The organism is Leifsonia sp. Y862 (assembly GCF_057669585.1).
Genome location: NZ_JBYHFR010000002.1, coordinates 631,243 through 649,969, shown reverse-complemented (window position 1 = coordinate 649,969; position 18,727 = coordinate 631,243). Strand labels below are relative to the sequence as shown.

The following is an 18,727-nucleotide window of genomic DNA, read 5'->3' as shown; positions in this document are numbered from 1 at the left end:
TCTGAAATGGCTATCAGTTGTCGCGTTCGAAACCGGGCAGCTCGGCCGTATCCTCCAAGGTCTGCGAGTGCGCCGTCTCCACGTTTGGTACGGCAGCTGACACGACGTCGAGCACGATGACCGTGACGTTGTCCCTGCCGCCGTTCTCCAGGGCCGCGGTGACGAGTGCGTCCGCCGCATCGGCGGGCTGCGGGTTCGACAGCAGGAAATGACGGATGCCGTACGGCGTCAATTCCTTCGTCAGCCCATCCGAGCAGACGAGGATCCTCATGCCGGGAATGACGGGAAGTATGCGGAAGTCCGGTACCGGCGGCTCGTGGAAGCCCACCGCCCTGGTGATGACGTTGCCGTGCGGGTGCACGTCGGCTTCCTCACGCGTGATGCGACCGGCGTCGACGAGCTCCTGCACGACGGAGTGATCGACGGTGACTTGTTCGAGCACGCCTGACACCAATTGATAGACGCGCGAATCACCGATGTTGAAGACGATCCATTGCGGGGTGCCGGATTCAATGACCAGGGAGACACCGGTCACCGTGGTTCCTGTGCCGAGGTCGGTGACGCCTTCTCCTCGGGCCATGTCGTCAACGGCGAGCGACAGTGCGCGGCTGATGGCTCCGGCGTCGGCCTCTGATCGCTCTGCGAACTCCGCAAGCCTGCCGACGACAGCGGCGCTGGCAACATCGCCGGCAGAGTGCCCGCCCATGCCGTCCGCGACGGCGAATATTGGGGGGATGCTCACCAGACTGTCTTCATTGACCTCGCGCCGGTGACCGGTGTCTGTGAGTGCAGCCCACGCGAGCGTGAGGGTGTCCTTCGACGGCAATGCAACCGTGAAGCTGGTCGAGCCTTGACCGATCTGGGTCACAGGTGACGCCTTTCCGAATGCGGATGTGCCGGCGGGCGTGATGACGCAGCGTCAACCGGGAGGATCTGGACGATATTACCGTCACCGATGTCCACTCGCATGCCGGGCAGCACAGTGAGCGAGCCGCGAGGCTGCAATCGCTGGGCCGTACCGGTCAATGAGATGACACGTGTGCCGTTGGTCGAACCCAGGTCGGTGACGACGACGGAGTCGCCGACCTGTCGAATTTCAATGTGCGTCCGCGAGACGGCGGCGGTCGGGGAATCAACAGTGACCAGCTGCGGATGCTGACCGCTCGACACGCGCGGCGCGCTCGGCCGACGCCCAACGAGGCACGGTGCCGTCAGCTCGAACGGAGTGCCAGCAGTCCGACCATGCCGCTCCACAGCGACGCGGAACGTCATCGGCACGATCTCAGGAATCGACGCCGTCTCCGGCGGCCGACTGAGCACCGGCCGACTGAGCACCGTGTCCGCGTCGCGGACCGGCCGGCTGAGCACGGTGTCAGCGTCGCCCGACTGCGTTGAGGCTGGTGCGCGCAGCACGGTGTCGGACACGGTGCCGATCGACTCCGCAGCGGGTGTGGATTCCGGTGCCAGGGTCAGCGCCGGCGTCGCGGCTGCCACTCCCTGAGCGGATTCTGCCACTGTCGACCGCCGAGGCCCATCCGCTCGATCCGCTGCAACGCCCGAATTCCGCAGCGGTTCGGGGGTGATGAGGTCTGCAGTACCGATCTCACTCGACCAGTACAAGGCCTGGCCTGGCATGACGCCAGAGTCAACGTGCACGCCGCCTCGCAAGCTCGTCGCAGGGAGCACCGGGGCCGCCGGGTCGCTGATGGCGACGCCGGTCACCGACTGGAAATCTGCCAGCAACCACGGTCGGATGTCACTGTCTGAGAACCGGCGCGACCCACCAACCGAGTAGACGTCGGCAACGATTGCGCCGCGAATGACCGCAGACACCGACACGCCGTCTGCCCCGTCGTCTGATGGGCTGCCGGTCGCTCGACCACTGCCAACAGCTCGTTGGCCCTGCGCCACAATGACGATGAAGCTCTGCACCGCATCGACGCCGGACAGCGGGATAAGCGCGACGACGGTTTCTATCTCAATGGCGTCTCGCGCGACGACCGCGGTCAGCCGATCCACCACATCCTGGGACGTGGTGGCAGGAATGGCGACCAGGAATGTCCGGCCAACGACGAAGACCCACTGGGGTGCGTGACCAGTCGCCAGGGAACAGCCCACACGACCCGTGATCATGCGCCCACCGTTCCCCTCGACATCGACTCCCTCTATTCTCCGATATATGACATCACATGCTTGACACGGGTGTAGTCCTCGAACCCGTACATGGACAAATCTTTGCCGTAGCCGGAGTGCTTGAACCCGCCGTGGGGCATTTCGGCCACGATCGGGATGTGCGTGTTGATCCAGACACATCCGAAATCGAGGCGCTTCGCCATGCGCATGGCACGACCGTGGTTGCTGGTCCAGACCGAGGATGCCAGTCCGTACCGGGAATCGTTGGCGAACCGCAGTGCCTCTGCTTCGTCCGTGAACCGCTGCACGGTGATGACGGGTCCGAAGATCTCCTCCCGCACAGCCTCATCGGCCTGTCCAAGCCCGCTGACGATGGTTGCCTCATGGAAGTAGCCCGTGTCGCCCTGGCGGTGTCCACCGAGCTCGATCACGGCGTGGTCTGGCAGCCGGTCGATGAATCCGCTCACCTGGGCGAGCTGGTTCACATTGTTGAGTGGCCCGAACAGGATTCCCGATTCGGCCGGCGCACCGGTCTTCGCGTTGTCACGGGCGTGTGCGGCGAGGGCGGCGACGAACTCGTCGTGGATACTGTCCTGCACGAGCACCCGGGTGGCTGCGGTGCAGTCCTGGCCGGCATTGAAGTATCCGGCCGCCGCGATGCCGGCCACTGTCGACTCAATGTCGGCATCGTCGAACACGATGACGGGAGCCTTGCCGCCAAGTTCGAGGTGTACTCGCTTGAGATCAGCGGATGCGGCCTTGGCCACTTCCATCCCGGCACGCACTGAGCCGGTGATCGAGACGAGCTGCGGGATCCGGTGATCGATCATGGCTGCGCCTGTGCTGCGATCACCCATGACCACGTTGAGCACACCGGCTGGGAGGAACTCAGCCGCCACCTCTGCCAGCAGCAGCGTGGCGCTCGGGGTGGTGTCCGATGGCTTCAGAACGGTGGTGTTTCCGGCCGCGAGCGCGGGCGCGAACTTCCAGACGGCCATGTTCAATGGATAGTTCCAGGGGGTGACCTGGCCGACGACGCCGATCGGTTCACGGCGGATGAACGACGTGTGGTTCGTCAGGTACTCGCCGGCCGACTTGCCTTCGAGGTTCCGGGCGGCTCCGGCGAAGAAGCGGATCTGGTCAACAGAAAGCAGGATCTCGTCTTCAACGAGTGAGGCACGCGGCTTCCCGGTATCGCGAGATTCGGCATCGGCGAACTCCTCTGCACGCGCCTCGACGGCATCCGCGATGCGGAAGAGGGCAAGCTGGCGCTCGGCGGGTGTCGATTCTCCCCAGGTCTCAAACGCGGTGGACGCAGCCTGGTACGCGGCGTCGATATCGGCCGCGGAGGAGACCGGGCTGGTGCCGTAGCCGGCTTCCGTCGCCGGATCTATCAGGTCCAGACGGGCATCGGAGGTTGATTCAACGAACTCTCCGTTGACGAAATTTCGCAGTTGCAGCTCGCTCATGAAGGCGATTCTAACGCCTGAGTGCATGCTTCTCTGAGGTGAAATCAATAGGAATCCGTAGTTTTCGATGGCTTTTGCCACGGAATCGCTTGTTTAGGCCTGTCTTCAATGACACAATCGATCCATGAATGCCCCCGGACGCAGCACTGCCAAGCCACTGCAGCTCGACGCTGTCTCCAAGAAAATCATCGAGCAGCTGCAGGTCGACGGCCGCCGCTCATACGCCGAGATCGGCAAAGCTGTCGGTCTCAGCGAGGCCGCTGTGCGGCAACGTGTTCAGAAGCTGACGGATGCCGGCGTCATGCAGGTCGTCGCCGTCACCGATCCGATGCAGCTCGGCTTCACCCGCCAGGCCATGATCGGAATCCGTGCCTCTGGTGACACCCGCGTGCTGGCCGAGCAATTGTCGGCCATCCCCGCCATCGACTATGTCGTGCTCACCGCGGGCAGCTTCGACATTTTGGCCGAAGTCGTCTGTGAAGACGATGAGGAGCTGATCGCGCTCCTCAACTCTCGTATCCGCAATCTCGATGGAGTCCTCTCCACCGAGACGTTTGTCTATCTCAAGCTGCACAAGCAGTTCTATAACTGGGGAACACGATAAAGATGTCAATTCTGGAATCAGCACCCACCGTATACAGCGATGCCGAGAACGCTGCGATGCAGCAGAAGGCCAAAGATCACCTGTGGATGCATTTTGCGCGCCAGTCCGTCATGGAGTCAGGCCAGGGCGTGCCGATCATCACCAAGGGCAGCGGTCACCATATCTGGGACTCGAAGGGCAAGAAGTACATTGATGGCTTGAGCGGACTCTTCGTCGTGAACGCCGGCCACGGTCGCAAGCGGCTCGCGGAGGTCGCGGCGAAGCAGGCAGAAGAACTCGCGTTCTTCCCCATCTGGTCGTACGCACACCCCAACGCCATCGAGCTTGCCGACCGTCTCGCCTCGTATGCCCCCGGCGACCTCAACCGCGTGTTCTTCTCCACCGGTGGCGGAGAAGCCGTCGAAACGGCCTTCAAGCTCGCGAAGTATTTCTGGAAGCTGCAGGGCCGCCCGACCAAGCACAAGGTCATCTCACGGGCGGTGGCCTATCACGGCACCCCACAGGGCGCACTGGCGATCACCGGCATCCCCGCCATGAAGGAGATGTTCGAGCCGGTGACGCCCGGCGGCTTCCGGGTTCCGAACACGAACTTCTACCGTGCAGACGAGATGAGCCCCGGCCTCGGATCCGACCTCGGCGCATTCGGCCTGTGGGCCGCGAACCGCATCGAGGAGATGATCCAGTTCGAGGGCCCTGAGACCGTCGCTGCCGTGTTCCTGGAGCCCGTGCAGAACTCCGGCGGCTGCTTCCCGCCCCCTCCCGGCTACTTCCAGCGTGTGCGCGAGATCTGCGACAAGTACGACGTGCTGCTCGTGGCCGATGAGGTCATCACCGGCTTCGGCCGCATCGGCGAGATGTTCGCCTCGACCGCGTATGGCTTCCAGCCCGACATGATCACGTGCGCAAAGGGCATGACGAGCGGCTACTCGCCGATCGGCGCCACCATCGTCAGTGAGCGCATCTACGAACCGTTCAAGCACGGCGATACCGCGTTCTATCACGGTTACACGTTTGCGGGGCATCCGGTGTCGTCTGCAGTGGCATTGGCCAACCTCGACATCTTCGAGGAGGAAAAACTCCTGGAGAACGTGCGCGAGAACTCACCGGTGTTCCGTGCAGAGCTCGAGACGCTTCTCGACCTGCCGATCGTCGGCGATGTGCGCGGTGACGGGTACTTCTTCGGCATCGAACTGGTCAAGGACAAGAAGACCAAGGAAACGTTCAACGACGATGAGTCTGAGCGACTGCTGCGCGGCTTCCTGTCCGGCGCCCTGTTCGACGCGGGGTTGTACTGCAGAGCGGATGACCGTGGCGACCCCGTCGTGCAGCTCGCTCCCCCGCTGACCATCGGTCCCTCAGAGATCCGAGAGATCGGAAGCATCCTGCGCGGCGTGCTGTCGGAGGCAGTGAACCACCTGTAGCCCACACGCCCAGGGCGCACTGATGCCCAGGGCACGCTGACGCTCTGGGCGCACTGATGCCCAGGGCACGCTGACGCTCTGGCAAAGCCAGGTCAGGGAGTGGTGCATCCGACACCATTCCCTGACCTTTTCTGTCGCGGCCCCTGTGGCACCCGTCATTCCGGTTCGACGAACAGCCAGTCCGGCACGTGCCCGGACGACAAGAGCTTGTTGAGCACTCCTGCCATGCCATAGTCGGCGTCAATGGTGAGTGCCTTGTCAACGAAGAGTCCTCCGACGGTGCTCTGGCCCAACGCCCATGACAACCACGCCAGCATGCACAGCGGAGCTGGCCTGGCGGTTCGTGGTGCCAACGCCACTACCCGCTTCAGCAGGATGATCCCGCGTTCGATGCGGTCGTCGTCCGGGCGAACCTGCGACCTGCCCAGCAGTATCTCCGACCCGAAGTCGTTCAGCATTCCGGCGGCGCCTTCGTCCGCAGCTGAATGCGCCGCGGCATCTGCCCTGGAACTGGCTCTCTCCGCCCACACGAGGTCGTCTATGCCGAGGCCCGTCATCTGCTGAAGCGCCGCGTAATGCGAGTTGAGGGCGAACGCCCGCATACCTTCCTCCCTGCCGAAGGCGAACTGCACCATCATCTGGTCACGAGTGGCCGGGCTCTGCAGCATGAGCAACAGCGCCGCAGATTCCTCGTCGGTCATCTCGTCGGGGTTCCAGTCCAGCGCCAGCTCAGCCAGCTCAATCGGATCGAGCAGGTCGGTGAGCGTATCGATGAGGGCCATGGCGGTATCAGGGGAGGATATCGCCCTGGTGTACCGGCGGTACATCCTGCCAAAGCGCTCTTTAGCGGCACGACTCACGACGGGAAGGTCGGCGCCACTGAGGAGCGTGCCGATCGCTGATCCCGCAGACCCGGTCTGCCGTGCCGCAGAGAGCCGTGACACAGAGAGCTCTGAGCCTTCAATGTCGCTGAGCGGATGCCCCTGTTTCGGGCAAGCCGGGTCGAGAAAGGAGCCCCAGCCGTCGTCGGCCACGCAGAGCGAATCCCGAATCCCAAATCCGGACAAACTGAGGCGCGACGCCAGCCTGTCCGCGAATAGCCGGTGGGGTATGCCGCCAGATTCCCGGAAGCTGTCGTTCGTGTAGATGACGGGCACCACCGAATCGACTCCGACGAGCTTGCACAGCATTCCGACCACGGTCGTCGCAACGCGCTTGTGCACCTCCGTTGGCGTATCGGGGCTCGGAAGGTTGAAGCGCAGTATCCCGCAGGTGCGCCTGCCGCAGAACGCGACCAGCACGACGCTGTCCACGGGCACGAATCCACTCAACTGGGGAACCAGGGCCAAAAGGTCTTGAGGTTCGTTCGCCTTCATGATTGTCGGTTGCATGGGGCAAGCCTCCGCGGAGTACGTGCCAAGCGACCGACGCTCGGCACATGTGTGCAGAACGCCGGCCGCATCCGGTCTGTGGAGAAGCCCCGTTACACCTCGTCCGTTTTACACCTCGTGCGTTTTATACCTCGTGCGTTTTATACCTCGTCCGTTTTACACCTCGTCAGTGATCGCAGCGGCGAACTGTGCGTTGTACAGGTTGAAGTACGCGCCTTCCGCGGCGAGCAGCTCTGCGTGTGTGCCCTGCTCGACGATGTGGCCCGATTCCATCACAAGGATCAGGTCGGCATCCCGAATTGTCGACAAGCGGTGCGCGATCACGAAACTTGTCCGGTCTGCGCGCAGCGCGTTCATCGCCTTCTGCACCAGCACCTCTGTGCGCGTGTCGACGGAGCTCGTCGCCTCGTCGAGGATGAGCACGCTGGGCTGCGCGAGGAATGCACGAGCGATGGTCAAAAGCTGCTTCTCCCCCGCGCTCACGTTGCTCGCCTCATCGTCAAGCTTGGTGTCGTACCCCTCTGGCAGTGATCGCACGAACCTGTCGACATAGGTGGCGCGAGCAGCCGCGAAAACGTCGTCGTCTGAGGCGTCTGGACGCCCATACGCAATGTTGTCCCTGATCGTGCCGCCGAACAGCCACGTGTCCTGCAGCACCATGCCCATTCTGGAACGCAGGTCATCGCGGGTCATGGCCGCGATGTTGACGCCGTCGAGCGTGATGGATCCGCCATCCAGCTCGTAGAAGCGCATGATCAGGTTCACCAGGGTGGTCTTCCCCGCGCCCGTCGGTCCGACGATGGCAACGGTCTGGCCGGGTTCGGCCACCAGGTTCAGGTGTTCAATGAGCGGCTTGTCCGGCGAATAGCTGAAGGAAACGTCAGTGAAGACCAGGCGTCCCTCCGACTCGACGGGGCTCTCTGCCGGGTCTGGGTCGGGGCTCTGCTCTTCGGCATCGAGCAGTTCGAACACGCGCTCGGCCGATGCGACACCGGACTGCAGCAGGTTCGCCATCGAGCCGAGCTGGGCAAGCGGCTGGGTGAACTGCCGCGAGTACTGGATGAACGCCTGCACGTCACCGAGTTGCATCGCCCCAGATGCCACCTGGAGGCCGCCGACCACGGCAATGGCGACGTAGACCAGGTTGCCGATGAAGGTGAGCGCCGGCATGATCATGCCGCTGATGAACTGGGCGCCGAAGCTGGCTTTGAACAGCTCCTCGTTCTTCGCTGCGAACCGTTCCTCTACCTCGTGCTGGCGGCCGAACACCTTCACGAGTGCGTGACCGGTGAATGTCTCCTCGATCTGCGCGTTCAGTTCCCCGGTGTTCGTCCACTGGTCGACGAACAGCTTCTGCGAGCGCTTGGCGATCAGCATCGTCACGACGAGGGTGAGCGGCACGGTGACGAGCGCGATCAGCGCAAGGAGCGGCGACAGCAGGAACATCATCAGCAGCACGCCAACGACGGTCAGGAGAGAGGTGACCACCTGGCTCAGCGTCTGTTGCAGGCTCTGCGAGATGTTGTCGACGTCGTTCGTGACCCGGCTGAGCAACTCGCCGCGCTGCATCTTGTCGAAGTACTTCAGCGGCAGGTCGTTGATCTTCACCTCGACCTCTTCGCGCAGGCGGAACACCGTGCGCTGGACGACCCCGTTCAGCACATAGGCCTGCAGCCAGCTGAAAACGGATGCCAGGATGTACAGGATCAAGACCCACATCAGCACGTTCGTCAGTGCCATGAAATTGATGCCGATGCCAGGCGTCAGCGTCATACCGCTCAACATGTCGGCCTGTTGGTTCTCGCCCGTCGCACGCAGCTGGGCGATCACCTGGTCCTGTGTGACACCGGCCGGAAGCTGCTTTGAGATGACACCGGCGAAGATGAGGTTGGTGCCCTCGCCGAGGAGGCGCGGACCGAGCACGGAGAACGTGACACTCACCACGGCGAGCAGGAATACGAGGAACAGCCAGAGCCGTTCCGGACGCAGCTTGCCGATCAAACGCCTGGCCGATGGACCGAAGTTCATCGACTTCTCTGCGGGCATCGCCATCCCCGCCATGGGTCCGCCGCCTGGACCACCGCGCGGCCGGGGCGGTCGGGCGGGCGTGGTGCGCTCTTCGCTCTGCTCGCTCATGCTGCCTCCTCCGCTGCAAGCTGGGATGACACGATCTCCTGGTACGTCTTCGACGTCTCCAGCAGCTCTGAATGGGTGCCTCGACCGACAATGCGTCCGTCCTCAAGCACCAGGATCTGGTCGGCGTCGAGAATCGTCGACACTCGCTGGGCGACAATGAGCAACGTCGCTCCCCCCGTATCCCGCTTGAGCGCCAGCCTGAGCCTGGCATCCGTTGCAAGGTCGAGGGCGGAGAACGAGTCATCGAACACGTACAGGCTTGGCCGCTTCACCAGCGCACGCGCAATCGCAAGTCGCTGGCGCTGCCCGCCTGACACGTTGGTTCCCCCCTGGGAGATGGGAGCATCGAGCCCACCCTCCATCTCTTCCACGAAGTCCTTCGCCTGCGCAGTCGCGAGCGCCGCCCAGAGTTCATCCTCCGTCGCATCGGGCTTGCCGTAGTGCAGGTTGCTCCGCACGGTTCCGGAGAACAGGTACGGCTTCTGCGGCACCAGGCCGATGTGGCCCCACAGCAGGTCGGGGTTCAGTTCTTTCACGTCGACACCGTCAAACAGCACCGATCCGCTCGTGGCATCGAACAGGCGAGGGACCAGATTGATCAGGGTCGACTTGCCAGACCCCGTGCTGCCGATGATCGCCGTCGTCTTGCCCGGCTGCGCGAAGAAACTGATGTTGCTGAGCACAGGCTGTTCGGCGCCTGGATACGCGAAGCCAACGTCCAACAGCTCGACCTGGCCGTTTCCCGTTGTCTCGCTCACGGGATTCGCCGGCGGGCGCACGCTTGATTCGGTGCCAAGCACCTCTCCGATGCGGTCAGCACAGACAGCCGCACGCGGAATCATCACGACCATGAACGTTGCCATCATCACCGCCATCAAAATCTGCATGAGGTAGCTGAGGAAGGCGATCAGCGTTCCGACCTGCATGGAGCCGTCCTCGATGCGGAACGATCCGAACCAGATCACCGCGACGCTCGACACGTTAAGCACCAGCATGACGACGGGGAACATCAGTGCTATCAGACGCCCGGCGCGCAACGCGGTGTCCGTCACGTCGACGTTCGCCTTTTCGAACCGCTTCGTCTCGACGTCTTCGCGTACGAAGGCACGGATGACGCGGATGCCGGTGAGCTGCTCCCTGAGGACGCGGTTCACGGTGTCGATGCGCTTCTGCATCTTGCGGAACAGGGGCACCATCCGCACGATGATCAGCCCGACAGCTATCAGCAGCACCGGGACGCTCACGGCGATCAGCCAGGACAGCTGGAGGTCCTGGCGCATCGCCATGATGATGCCGCCGATGCTGAGGATCGGCGCCGTCACCATGAGCGTCGCGCTTGTCAGCACGAGCATCTGCACCTGCTGCACGTCATTCGTGGACCGGGTGATGAGGGAGGGCGCTCCGAACTTCGCCATCTCCTGCTCCGAGAACTCGCCGACCCGTGAGAAGACCGAAGAGCGCAGGTCTCTGCCGAGCCCCATGGCAGCCTTGGCGCCGAAATACACCGCGATGATGGCGCAGATGATCTGGGCGAACGTGATGAGGAGCATCACGCCACCGGTATTGAGGATGTAGCCGGTGTCACCCGTTGCCACACCGTTGTCGATGATGTCGGCATTCAGGGTGGGGAGATACAGCGACGCGATTGATTGCAGGAGCTGGAAGAACACCACGCCAACGAGCAACCGCGAGTGCGGCTTGAGGTACTGCACCAACAACTTCCACAGCATTGCTACTCCCCATCGTTCGTCGCCTCTGTGCGACCTCAACCGTGCGACTACAACTGTGCGATTACAACCGTGCGACGACCGTTGCGCAGCACACCGCGCACCAGCGTGATCCCGCTCTATTCGAACAGGCGTGAAATCCAGGCGATATCGTCGGCGGACGGCTGCCAGGCCGTCGCCGCTTCGGCATTCTGGATGATTTGTTCCGGCTTTGTGGCCCCAGCGATCACGCTGGTCAAGCCGGGCTGGGCGAGCAGCCACGCCAGCGTCGCCGCCAGCATGCTCACGCCACGCTCGTCGCAGAACGCCTGGTACTCCTCGATGATGTCCCACGGCGCGTTGTCGAGCAGGTGCTTGCGGATCATCATGATGCGGCTGTCTGCCGGGCCGCCGCCACGGCTGAACTTGCCGGTGAACAGGCCGTTGTACAGCGGGAAGAAGGGCAGGAAGCCCAGGCCGTACTGATTCACGGCCGGGAGCACTTCGTCCTCTGCGTCCCGAACCAGCAGGCTGTACTCGTTCTGCGCTGAAATGAACCGCGGGTGGCCACCGATGCGGGCCGTGAATTCGGCCTCAGCAATCTGCCATCCGCTCAAATTCGAGTGACCGATGTACCGGATCTTGCCCTCGGTGATCAGGTCGTCGAGGGTCGCGAGCGTCTCTTCGATCGGCGTGTTCGGGTCTGGCTGGTGCAGCTGGTACAGGTCGATCCAGTCCGTCTGCAAGCGACGAAGCGACGCTTCGACAGCCAGGCGGATGTAGCGGCGCGAACCCCGTGCGCCCCAGTCGGGTCCGTTCTGCCCACCCATGTCCATGCCGAACTTCGAGGCGAGCACGATCTGGTCGCGGCGACCGTGCAGGGCCTTCCCCATCAGGGTCTCGCTCAGGCCGCGTTGGGCACCATAGATGTCGGCTGTGTCGAAGAACGTCACGCCGGTATCGATCGCAGCGTTGATGACAGCGCTCGTGCCTTCCAGGGATTCCGATGCCGTTCCTGTACGCCCGAAGTTGTTGCACCCGAGTCCGATGGTTGACACGATCAGGCCGGAGTCACCGAGCGCCCTGTACTGAATCTCTGCCATCCCATCAGCCTAAGTCCATGGAAGTGCCGCGGCACCCGCGACGCCTATACAAGTTCTCAGGAAGCCGCTCGCCTCAGGCAGAGCGAGCCGAAAGCTGCGTGTATCCGCGCACCACAGCGGCCTCCACCAGCTCGAGGGGCACGTTGGTCAGTGACGCCAGCCGCTCCCCCACCGACTCAATGGGCTCGACAACGGCGTGTGCAGAGCGGATGCCGTCGGCAATCGCACCGAGCACGCCGGCTTGGGCGCGCACGAACGAACGGTCAACGGCGCTGCCGTGGCCGGGAACCACGACGTCCGTGGCATCCCCGGCCGAGTCATCGATCATCGACGCGAGCACGTCGAGGGCGGCCGGCCACTCGAGCGGGAAGCTGCCTGAGCCATACATCGGGGGGCCAGATTGCTCGATGACGTCGCCGACGAGCCAGGCGTTGACATCCGGGACATGAACGACCAGGTCCGTGTCTGTGTGGCCGGCGGGCAGCGGGATGAGGTGAACGACCCGCCCGCCGATGTCGATGGTGTGCCGCTCGTGCACCAGCACGCTCGGCGGGGTGAGCTGCACGTCTCGCCAGTCGTACTGTGGGGAGTTGGCCGGGTCATGCATCCAGTCCGCGAGCCTGGGGGCCTCATACGTCGCGAAATGCCGCGGGATGAGGTGATGCCCGTAAATCGGTGTCGCCGGTGCGAACACCTGGTTCCCGAACGTGTGGTCGTAGTGGGCGTGCGTATTCACCACCCAGCGGATGGCGCCGGCGCCAAGCACCTGGGCATCCTCGACGATCTCCCGCGCCTCACGCGGGTTGCTTCTGGTGTCAACGAGCAGGAGGCCGTCGCTGCCGCGCACCAGGCAAACGGAGACGTCGAGAGGTTCGTAACGCCGTTGATACACACCGTCTGCAACTTCGATCCACGTCATCTGATCACCCTAGTCTGGTGATCACCCAAGTCTGGCGTGATGCTCCTCCACAGCGCTCACGGCGGGCTGGCTGTGCAGAGGGCTGGCATCCCGCAGTGGGCACTGGCCGCTGTTCAGTAGCCTCGCCGCATGAATCCAGTACAGCTGAACATCGAAACCGATGTACCCCAGACGCTCCAGCGCCCGTCCGTCTTACGTATGCCGAGTCCAATCGGCATGATCGAGCTCATGGCATCTGCTGCGGGCGATCTCATTTCGGTGGCCATCGAGCACGATGGCCGCCTCCCGCATGACACCCTGCCTGACGCCCCCACCGCGGTGCTGCGCGCCGCATCCCGCGACCTGCGGAAGTATTTCAGCAGTGGGCATCCGGTGCTCGTTCCGGGTGTCGACGCGCTGGCCGGTACCGACTTCCAACGGATGGTGTGGCATCGGCTGGCCGCGGTGTCGTGGGGCGAATCCATCACGTACGGACAGATTGCCACCGACATCGGGATGCCGGGTACCGGCAGGGGAATCGGCAATGCCGTTGCGGCTAATCCGATCCCGCTGTTCGTGCCGTGCCATCGCGTGCTCGACGCCCAGCGGCGTGTCACCGGCTACACCCAGGGCGCGGGAGTGGCCACGAAGCGCTGGCTACTTGATCACGAAAGGATCGAGTACCGAAAGCGCGACAAGGAGACTCAGCCGCGTTTGCCCGCAGTGACCTCGGCCACGACCAGCTCCAGCTCACCGGCAGCGCCGTGATCGAGCCGATAGCCCGCTGCTGCGGCCCAGTCGAGTAGCTGCTCGACGGTGTCGAAGTCTTCGGCATTCTGAATGATCGCCCTGGCGAACTCACCCTTTGACTTCTTGTTGAAGTGATTGAGTGCGCGCCTGCGTCCTCCGGCATCCGTCACAACCCGGAGGAAGTAGGAGCCATCCCGCACGGGCGCTGGGCCGAGCGCCACATAGGCCTCAGACCGGAAGTCGAGGATGAGGCCGGGGCGGGAGGCCAGCACATCGGCATTCACACTCCCCCAGTGCTTCTTGAGGGGGGTGTCTGGAATGCGCGAGTCATGCGACAGCCGGTAGGCCGGAATCGGGTCGAGCGCCATGACGAGGCCGAACAGCGCGGAATGCACAGCGACATGGGATGCCGCGAAGTCGCGCTCGGCGGGCGTCAGCGACGCCGCATCGAGGGCGTCGTAGAGCACACCGGTGTACCGGTCGAGCACGGGCATGGTGGCCGAGGATGTCACAGCCAGGTTGCGGCCGATTTCGGCATGCTGTTTGGGTCCGAGCTTCAACGCCGCGATCGTGGCGTCTGGGTCGTGGGCAATTGTGTGCAGCGCGTGAACCAGAAAACGCCGACGAGAGTTCAATGTCGGATGCGCAAGCGCATCGTAATCAAGCTTCTCGTCGGCGCCTCCGTCGCGCTTCGTTTCAGAAGGCGGAAGAATTACCAGCAAAGGTGTGCTAAACCAACTCTGCCTGGCGGGCCACGATAGTAACCGTGTTGTTCTCTACGGACAGGAAGCCGTCGGCAGCTTTCGCCACGACCTTTGATCCGTCAGTGCTCGTGATGCGAACCTCGCCGCTGGCCAGGATCGCGAGCATCGGCTCGTGACCGGCAAGAATACCGATCTGACCTTCGACAGTGCGAGCAACGACCATGGAGGCCTCGCCGGACCACACCTGGTGGTCCGCCGAGACGACACTGACGCTAAGGGGCGCCGAAGCCATGGTTAGCCGTTCTCCTTCTGGATCTTCGCCCACAGTTCTTCGACGTCGCTGAGCCCACCGACGTTGAAGAAGGCCTGCTCGGCCACGTGGTCGAATTCACCCTTGGCGATCGCGTCGAACGACTCGATGGTCTCCTTGAGCGGAACCGTCGAGCCCTCTACACCGGTGAACTTCTTCGCCATGTAGGTGTTCTGCGACAGGAACTGCTGGATACGGCGTGCGCGCGAAACGGTGACCTTGTCTTCTTCAGAGAGCTCGTCAAGACCAAGGATCGCGATGATCTCCTGGAGTTCCTTGTTCTTCTGCAGAATCGCCTTGACCGAGGTGGCCACACGGTAGTGGTCAGCACCTAAGTAACGCGGGTCCATGATGCGGCTGGTCGAGGTGAGCGGGTCGATGGCCGGGTAGAGGCCCTTCGACGCCATTTCACGCGACAGCTCAGTGGTGGCGTCCAGGTGGGCGAACGTCGTTGCCGGTGCCGGGTCGGTGTAGTCGTCAGCAGGCACGTAGATGGCCTGGAGCGACGTGATCGAGTGGCCACGGGTCGAGGTGATGCGCTCCTGGAGCACACCCATCTCGTCGGCGAGGTTCGGCTGGTAACCCACGGCGGAGGGCATGCGGCCCAGAAGGGTCGACACCTCAGAACCGGCCTGGGTGAAGCGGAAGATGTTGTCGATGAAGAGCAGAACGTCCTGCTTCTCCACGTCGCGGAAGTACTCAGCCATGGTGAGGGCGGAGAGGGCGACGCGCAGACGCGTTCCCGGCGGCTCATCCATCTGGCCGAACACAAGCGCAGTCTTGTCGAAGACGCCTGCTTCTTCCATTTCAGCGATGAGGTCGTTACCCTCACGGGTACGCTCACCGACACCGGCGAACACCGAAACTCCACCGTGGTCCTGCGCAACGCGCTGGATCATTTCCTGGATCAGAACGGTCTTACCAACACCAGCACCACCGAAGAGGCCGATCTTTCCACCCAGTACGTACGGGGTCAAAAGGTCGATCGACTTGATTCCGGTTTCGAAGAGCTGAGTCTTGGACTCGAGCTGGTCGAATGCCGGGGGCTTGCGGTGGATGGGCCAGCGCTCGGTGATCTCAATCTTTTCACCGGGCTCGGCGTTGAGCACCTCGCCGATGACGTTGAAGACCTTGCCCTTGGTGACGTTTCCGACGGGGACCGTGATGGGTGAGCCAGTGTCCTGGACCTCCTGGCCACGAACCATACCGTCGGTCGGGTTCAGGGCGATTGCACGAACGAGGTCATCGCCGAGGTGCTGTGCAACCTCGAGGGTGACCACGGAGGTCGACTCGCCCATGACGACGGTGGTCTTCAGCGCGTTGTAGATCCCGGGAATCGAATCGTGCGGGAACTCGATGTCGACGACGGGGCCGGTGACGCGGGCGATACGGCCAACAGCACCTGCTTTGCCCTCTGCCTCGACTGGCGCGGTTGCGGTGTCAGTCATTGCTCTCTCTTCTCTGCTTAGTTCTTGGCGGATGAGAGCGCGTCGGCTCCACCCACGATCTCGGAAATCTGCTGGGTGATCTCAGACTGACGGGCGTTGTTGGCCAGTCGTGTGTAGTCAGTGATCAGCTTGTCTGCGTTGTCGCTCGCGGACTTCATAGCCTTCTGGCGGCTGGCGTGCTCTGAAGCAGCCGACTGCAGCATGGCATTGAAAAGACGGCTTTCGATGTAAACCGGAAGCAGTGCGTCGAGAACAGTCTCGACATCCGGCTCAAACTCGTACAGCGGCAGAATCTCTTTGTCGCCGGGCTCTTCTACACCCTCGACAACTTCCAAGGGAAGAAGTCGAACAACCTCAGAAACCTGGCTGACCATGCTGACGAAGCGGTTGTAGACGATGTGGATCTCGTCCACGCCGCCGTCTTCGCTGTCGCGCAGGAAGGACTCGAGCAGTGCGTCGCCGATTTCCTTCGCCGTGTCGAACTGCGGCTGGTCTGTGCCACCCGTCCAGACGCGCTCTGCAGCGCGACGACGGAACCCGAAGTAAGCAACTGCCTTGCGGCCCACAAGGAAGTACACGACATCCTTGCCCTGGCTGCGCAGCAGCGTGCTGAGTTCTTCGGCTTCTTTCAGAACCTGGGAGCTGAATGCGCCTGCGAGCCCGCGATCCGACGTGAAGATGACGACGGCTGCCCGTTCGACCTTCTCCGGCTCGGTCGTGAGTACGTGCTCAACATTCGAGTACGTTGCCACTGCCGACACTGCGCGCGTGATCGCACGCGAATACGGGGTGGACGCAGCGACTCGCGCCTGCGCCTTCTGGATGCGCGAGGCGGAGATCAGCTCCATGGCCCGAGTGATCTTCTTGGTCGTCTGGGCAGATTTAATCTTCTGCCGGTAGACCCGAAGTTGCGCTCCCATGTGTCTCCTGTGGTTCTTAGATTAGATGTTTATGAAGAAGTTGGCGGTGATCGAACGAGTCGAACTAGCGCTTCTGCTTCACAATCTTTTCCTGGTTGACGTCTTCTGCTGCGATGGCTTCAAACTTCTCTGAACCAACGGAGGCGAGCGGCTTGCCCTCACCCGTCTGGAACTCGAGCTTGAACTTGTCGACCTCGGCATCGAGCGTCGCCACAGTGGCGTCGTCGAGAACGTTGGTCTCGCGCAGGGTGGCCAACACGGTCGTGTTGCGAGCGAGGTAGTCGAGCAGCTCGCGCTCAAAGCGCAGGATGTCTTCGACAGGAACCTCGTCGAGCTTGCCCTTGGTGCCGGCCCAGATCGAAACGACCTGGTCCTCAACGGGGAACGGCGAGTACTGCGGCTGCTTGAGCAGCTCGGTGAGGCGTGCGCCACGGGCGAGCTGACGGCGGCTGGCCGCGTCGAGGTCGGATGCGAACATCGCGAAGGCCTCAAGTGAGCGGTACTGGGCGAGCTCAAGCTTGAGCGTTCCAGAGACCTTCTTGATGGACTTGACCTGGGCGTCTCCACCAACACGGGAGACCGAGATTCCAACGTCAACAGCTGGGCGCTGGTTGGAGTTGAAGAGGTCTGACTGCAGGAAGATCTGGCCGTCGGTGATCGAGATCACGTTGGTCGGGATGTATGCGGAGACGTCGTTTGCCTTGGTCTCGATGATCGGCAGGCCGGTCATGGAGCCGGCGCCCAGCTCGTCGGAGAGCTTGGCACAACGCTCGAGCAGACGGGAGTGCAGGTAGAAGACGTCACCCGGGTATGCTTCGCGTCCCGGCGGACGGCGGAGCAGCAGTGATACTGCACGGTAGGCCTCTGCCTGCTTTGACAGGTCATCGAAGATGATGAGGACGTGCTTGCCTGCGTACATCCAGTGCTGGCCGATGGCCGAACCGGTGTACGGGGCGAGGTACTTGAAGCCGGCGGGGTCAGATGCCGGAGCGGCCACGATGGTGGTGTACTCCATTGCGCCTGCGTCCTCGAGTGCACCCTTCACCGAAGCGATGGTTGAACCCTTCTGGCCGATGGCGACGTAGATGCAGCGAACCTGCTTGTTCGTGTCGCCGGACTCCCAGTTGGCCTTCTGGTTGATGATGGTGTCGATCGCGATGGCCGTCTTACCGGTCTGGCGGTCACCAATGATCAGCTGGCGCTGTCCGCGGCCGATCGGGATCATGGCGTCGATGGCCTTGATACCGGTCTGCATCGGCTCGTGCACCGACTTGCGCTGCATGACGCCAGGCGCCTGCAGTTCAAGGGCGCGACGGCCTTCTGACTTGATCTCGCCGAGACCGTCAATCGGTGCGCCCAGCGGGTCGACAACGCGACCGAGGAATGCGTCACCGACGGGAACCGAAAGAACTTCACCGGTGCGGTGAACTTCCATTCCCTCAACGATGCCGGTGAACTCACCGAGGACGATGACACCGATCTCATCTTCGTCGAGGTTCTGGGCGAGGCCCAGCGTTCCATCGGCGAACTTGATGAGTTCGTTTGCCATGACGCCGGGAAGACCCTCAACGTGAGCAATGCCGTCGCCAGCGGTGGTGACGTACCCAACCTCGGTGGTCGAAGCCTTGTTCGGCTCGTAGGACTTCACGAAGTCCTTGAGAGCGTCGCGGATCTCATCGGGGCTGATCGTTAGTTCTGCCATCATCTTCCCTTTTCTGTACGGGGTGTACAGGT

At 62.8% G+C, this 18,727-nt stretch carries 16 protein-coding genes; 3 read left to right on the top strand and 13 right to left on the bottom strand.

Annotated features, from left to right (window positions below; genetic code table 11):
• Window positions 1–13: 13 nt before the first annotated feature.
• Genes AC25Z0_RS13095 through AC25Z0_RS13085 form a run of 3 tightly spaced genes read right to left on the bottom strand, consistent with a single transcriptional unit; the run spans window position 14 to window position 3,602 of the window.
• Window positions 14–868 (bottom strand): PP2C family protein-serine/threonine phosphatase, encoded by an 855-nt coding sequence (locus AC25Z0_RS13095; RefSeq protein WP_488133478.1) that lies wholly within the window; start codon window positions 866–868, stop codon window positions 14–16.
• Complete coding sequence (locus AC25Z0_RS13090; protein ID WP_488133477.1) at window positions 865–2,133, bottom strand: FHA domain-containing protein; 1,269 nt, start codon at window positions 2,131–2,133, stop codon at window positions 865–867. Before AC25Z0_RS13090 ends, AC25Z0_RS13095 begins: the two co-directional genes overlap by 4 nt.
• A 32-nt stretch (window positions 2,134–2,165) precedes the next feature.
• Window positions 2,166–3,602, bottom strand: a complete 1,437-nt coding sequence (locus AC25Z0_RS13085; protein ID WP_488133476.1) for a gamma-aminobutyraldehyde dehydrogenase — start codon at window positions 3,600–3,602, stop codon at window positions 2,166–2,168.
• Between the two features lie 124 nt (window positions 3,603–3,726).
• On the opposite strand from AC25Z0_RS13085, the gene AC25Z0_RS13080 reads away from it, so the two are divergent.
• Together AC25Z0_RS13080 and AC25Z0_RS13075 are read left to right on the top strand one after the other, a co-directional pair.
• Window positions 3,727–4,206, top strand: a complete 480-nt coding sequence (locus AC25Z0_RS13080; RefSeq protein ID WP_488120089.1) for an Lrp/AsnC family transcriptional regulator — start codon at window positions 3,727–3,729, stop codon at window positions 4,204–4,206.
• Between the two features lie 2 nt (window positions 4,207–4,208).
• On the top strand, window positions 4,209–5,627 hold the full coding sequence (locus AC25Z0_RS13075) for an aspartate aminotransferase family protein (RefSeq protein WP_488133475.1): 1,419 nt from the start codon (window positions 4,209–4,211) through the stop codon (window positions 5,625–5,627).
• Window positions 5,628–5,782: 155 nt separating this feature from the next.
• Here the strand turns inward: AC25Z0_RS13075 and AC25Z0_RS13070 are convergent, their stop codons facing one another.
• The 5 genes from AC25Z0_RS13070 to AC25Z0_RS13050 form a co-directional block, all read right to left on the bottom strand.
• Window positions 5,783–7,018: a DUF4192 family protein gene (locus tag AC25Z0_RS13070; RefSeq protein ID WP_488133474.1), complete on the bottom strand. Its 1,236-nt coding sequence runs from the start codon at window positions 7,016–7,018 to the stop codon at window positions 5,783–5,785.
• 156 nt (window positions 7,019–7,174) lie between these two features.
• The gene (locus AC25Z0_RS13065) at window positions 7,175–9,154 is read right to left on the bottom strand and encodes an ABC transporter ATP-binding protein (protein WP_488133473.1); all 1,980 of its coding nucleotides are present in this window, start codon (window positions 9,152–9,154) and stop codon (window positions 7,175–7,177) included.
• Complete coding sequence (locus tag AC25Z0_RS13060; RefSeq protein WP_488120085.1) at window positions 9,151–10,884, bottom strand: ABC transporter ATP-binding protein; 1,734 nt, start codon at window positions 10,882–10,884, stop codon at window positions 9,151–9,153. Before AC25Z0_RS13060 ends, AC25Z0_RS13065 begins: the two co-directional genes overlap by 4 nt.
• Before the next feature lie 116 nt (window positions 10,885–11,000).
• Window positions 11,001–11,963, bottom strand: coding sequence for an aldo/keto reductase (locus AC25Z0_RS13055; protein WP_488133472.1), 963 nt, complete (start codon window positions 11,961–11,963; stop codon window positions 11,001–11,003).
• A 73-nt stretch (window positions 11,964–12,036) separates the two neighbouring features.
• A complete protein-coding gene (locus tag AC25Z0_RS13050) occupies window positions 12,037–12,882 on the bottom strand; it encodes an MBL fold metallo-hydrolase (protein ID WP_488133471.1) in 846 nt (281 codons plus the stop codon).
• A gap of 129 nt (window positions 12,883–13,011) precedes the next feature.
• Here AC25Z0_RS13050 and AC25Z0_RS13045 point away from each other — a divergent pair, with 129 nt between their 5' ends.
• Entirely contained in the window at window positions 13,012–13,629 is a 618-nt protein-coding gene (locus tag AC25Z0_RS13045; RefSeq protein ID WP_488133470.1) for a methylated-DNA--[protein]-cysteine S-methyltransferase, read from the top strand.
• Here AC25Z0_RS13045 and AC25Z0_RS13040 read toward each other — a convergent pair.
• The 5 genes from AC25Z0_RS13040 to atpA all read right to left on the bottom strand — a co-directional run bounded on the left by AC25Z0_RS13040 (window position 13,566) and on the right by atpA (window position 18,695).
• Complete coding sequence (locus AC25Z0_RS13040; RefSeq protein ID WP_488133469.1) at window positions 13,566–14,333, bottom strand: YaaA family protein; 768 nt, start codon at window positions 14,331–14,333, stop codon at window positions 13,566–13,568. The two genes, AC25Z0_RS13045 and AC25Z0_RS13040, sit on opposite strands and share 64 nt — an antisense overlap.
• Window positions 14,334–14,340: 7 nt before the next feature.
• The gene (locus AC25Z0_RS13035) at window positions 14,341–14,607 is read right to left on the bottom strand and encodes a F0F1 ATP synthase subunit epsilon (protein ID WP_488120080.1); all 267 of its coding nucleotides are present in this window, start codon (window positions 14,605–14,607) and stop codon (window positions 14,341–14,343) included.
• A gap of 2 nt (window positions 14,608–14,609) precedes the next feature.
• Window positions 14,610–16,073 carry a F0F1 ATP synthase subunit beta gene (atpD, locus tag AC25Z0_RS13030; protein ID WP_488120079.1) on the bottom strand — a complete coding sequence of 488 codons (1,464 nt, stop codon included), beginning with the start codon at window positions 16,071–16,073 and terminating at the stop codon, window positions 14,610–14,612.
• A gap of 17 nt (window positions 16,074–16,090) precedes the next feature.
• Window positions 16,091–16,993, bottom strand: coding sequence for a F0F1 ATP synthase subunit gamma (locus tag AC25Z0_RS13025; protein WP_488120078.1), 903 nt, complete (start codon window positions 16,991–16,993; stop codon window positions 16,091–16,093).
• Between the two features lie 64 nt (window positions 16,994–17,057).
• Window positions 17,058–18,695 carry a F0F1 ATP synthase subunit alpha gene (gene atpA, locus AC25Z0_RS13020; RefSeq protein WP_488120464.1) on the bottom strand — a complete coding sequence of 546 codons (1,638 nt, stop codon included), beginning with the start codon at window positions 18,693–18,695 and terminating at the stop codon, window positions 17,058–17,060.
• Between the last annotated feature and the right edge of the window lie 32 nt (window positions 18,696–18,727).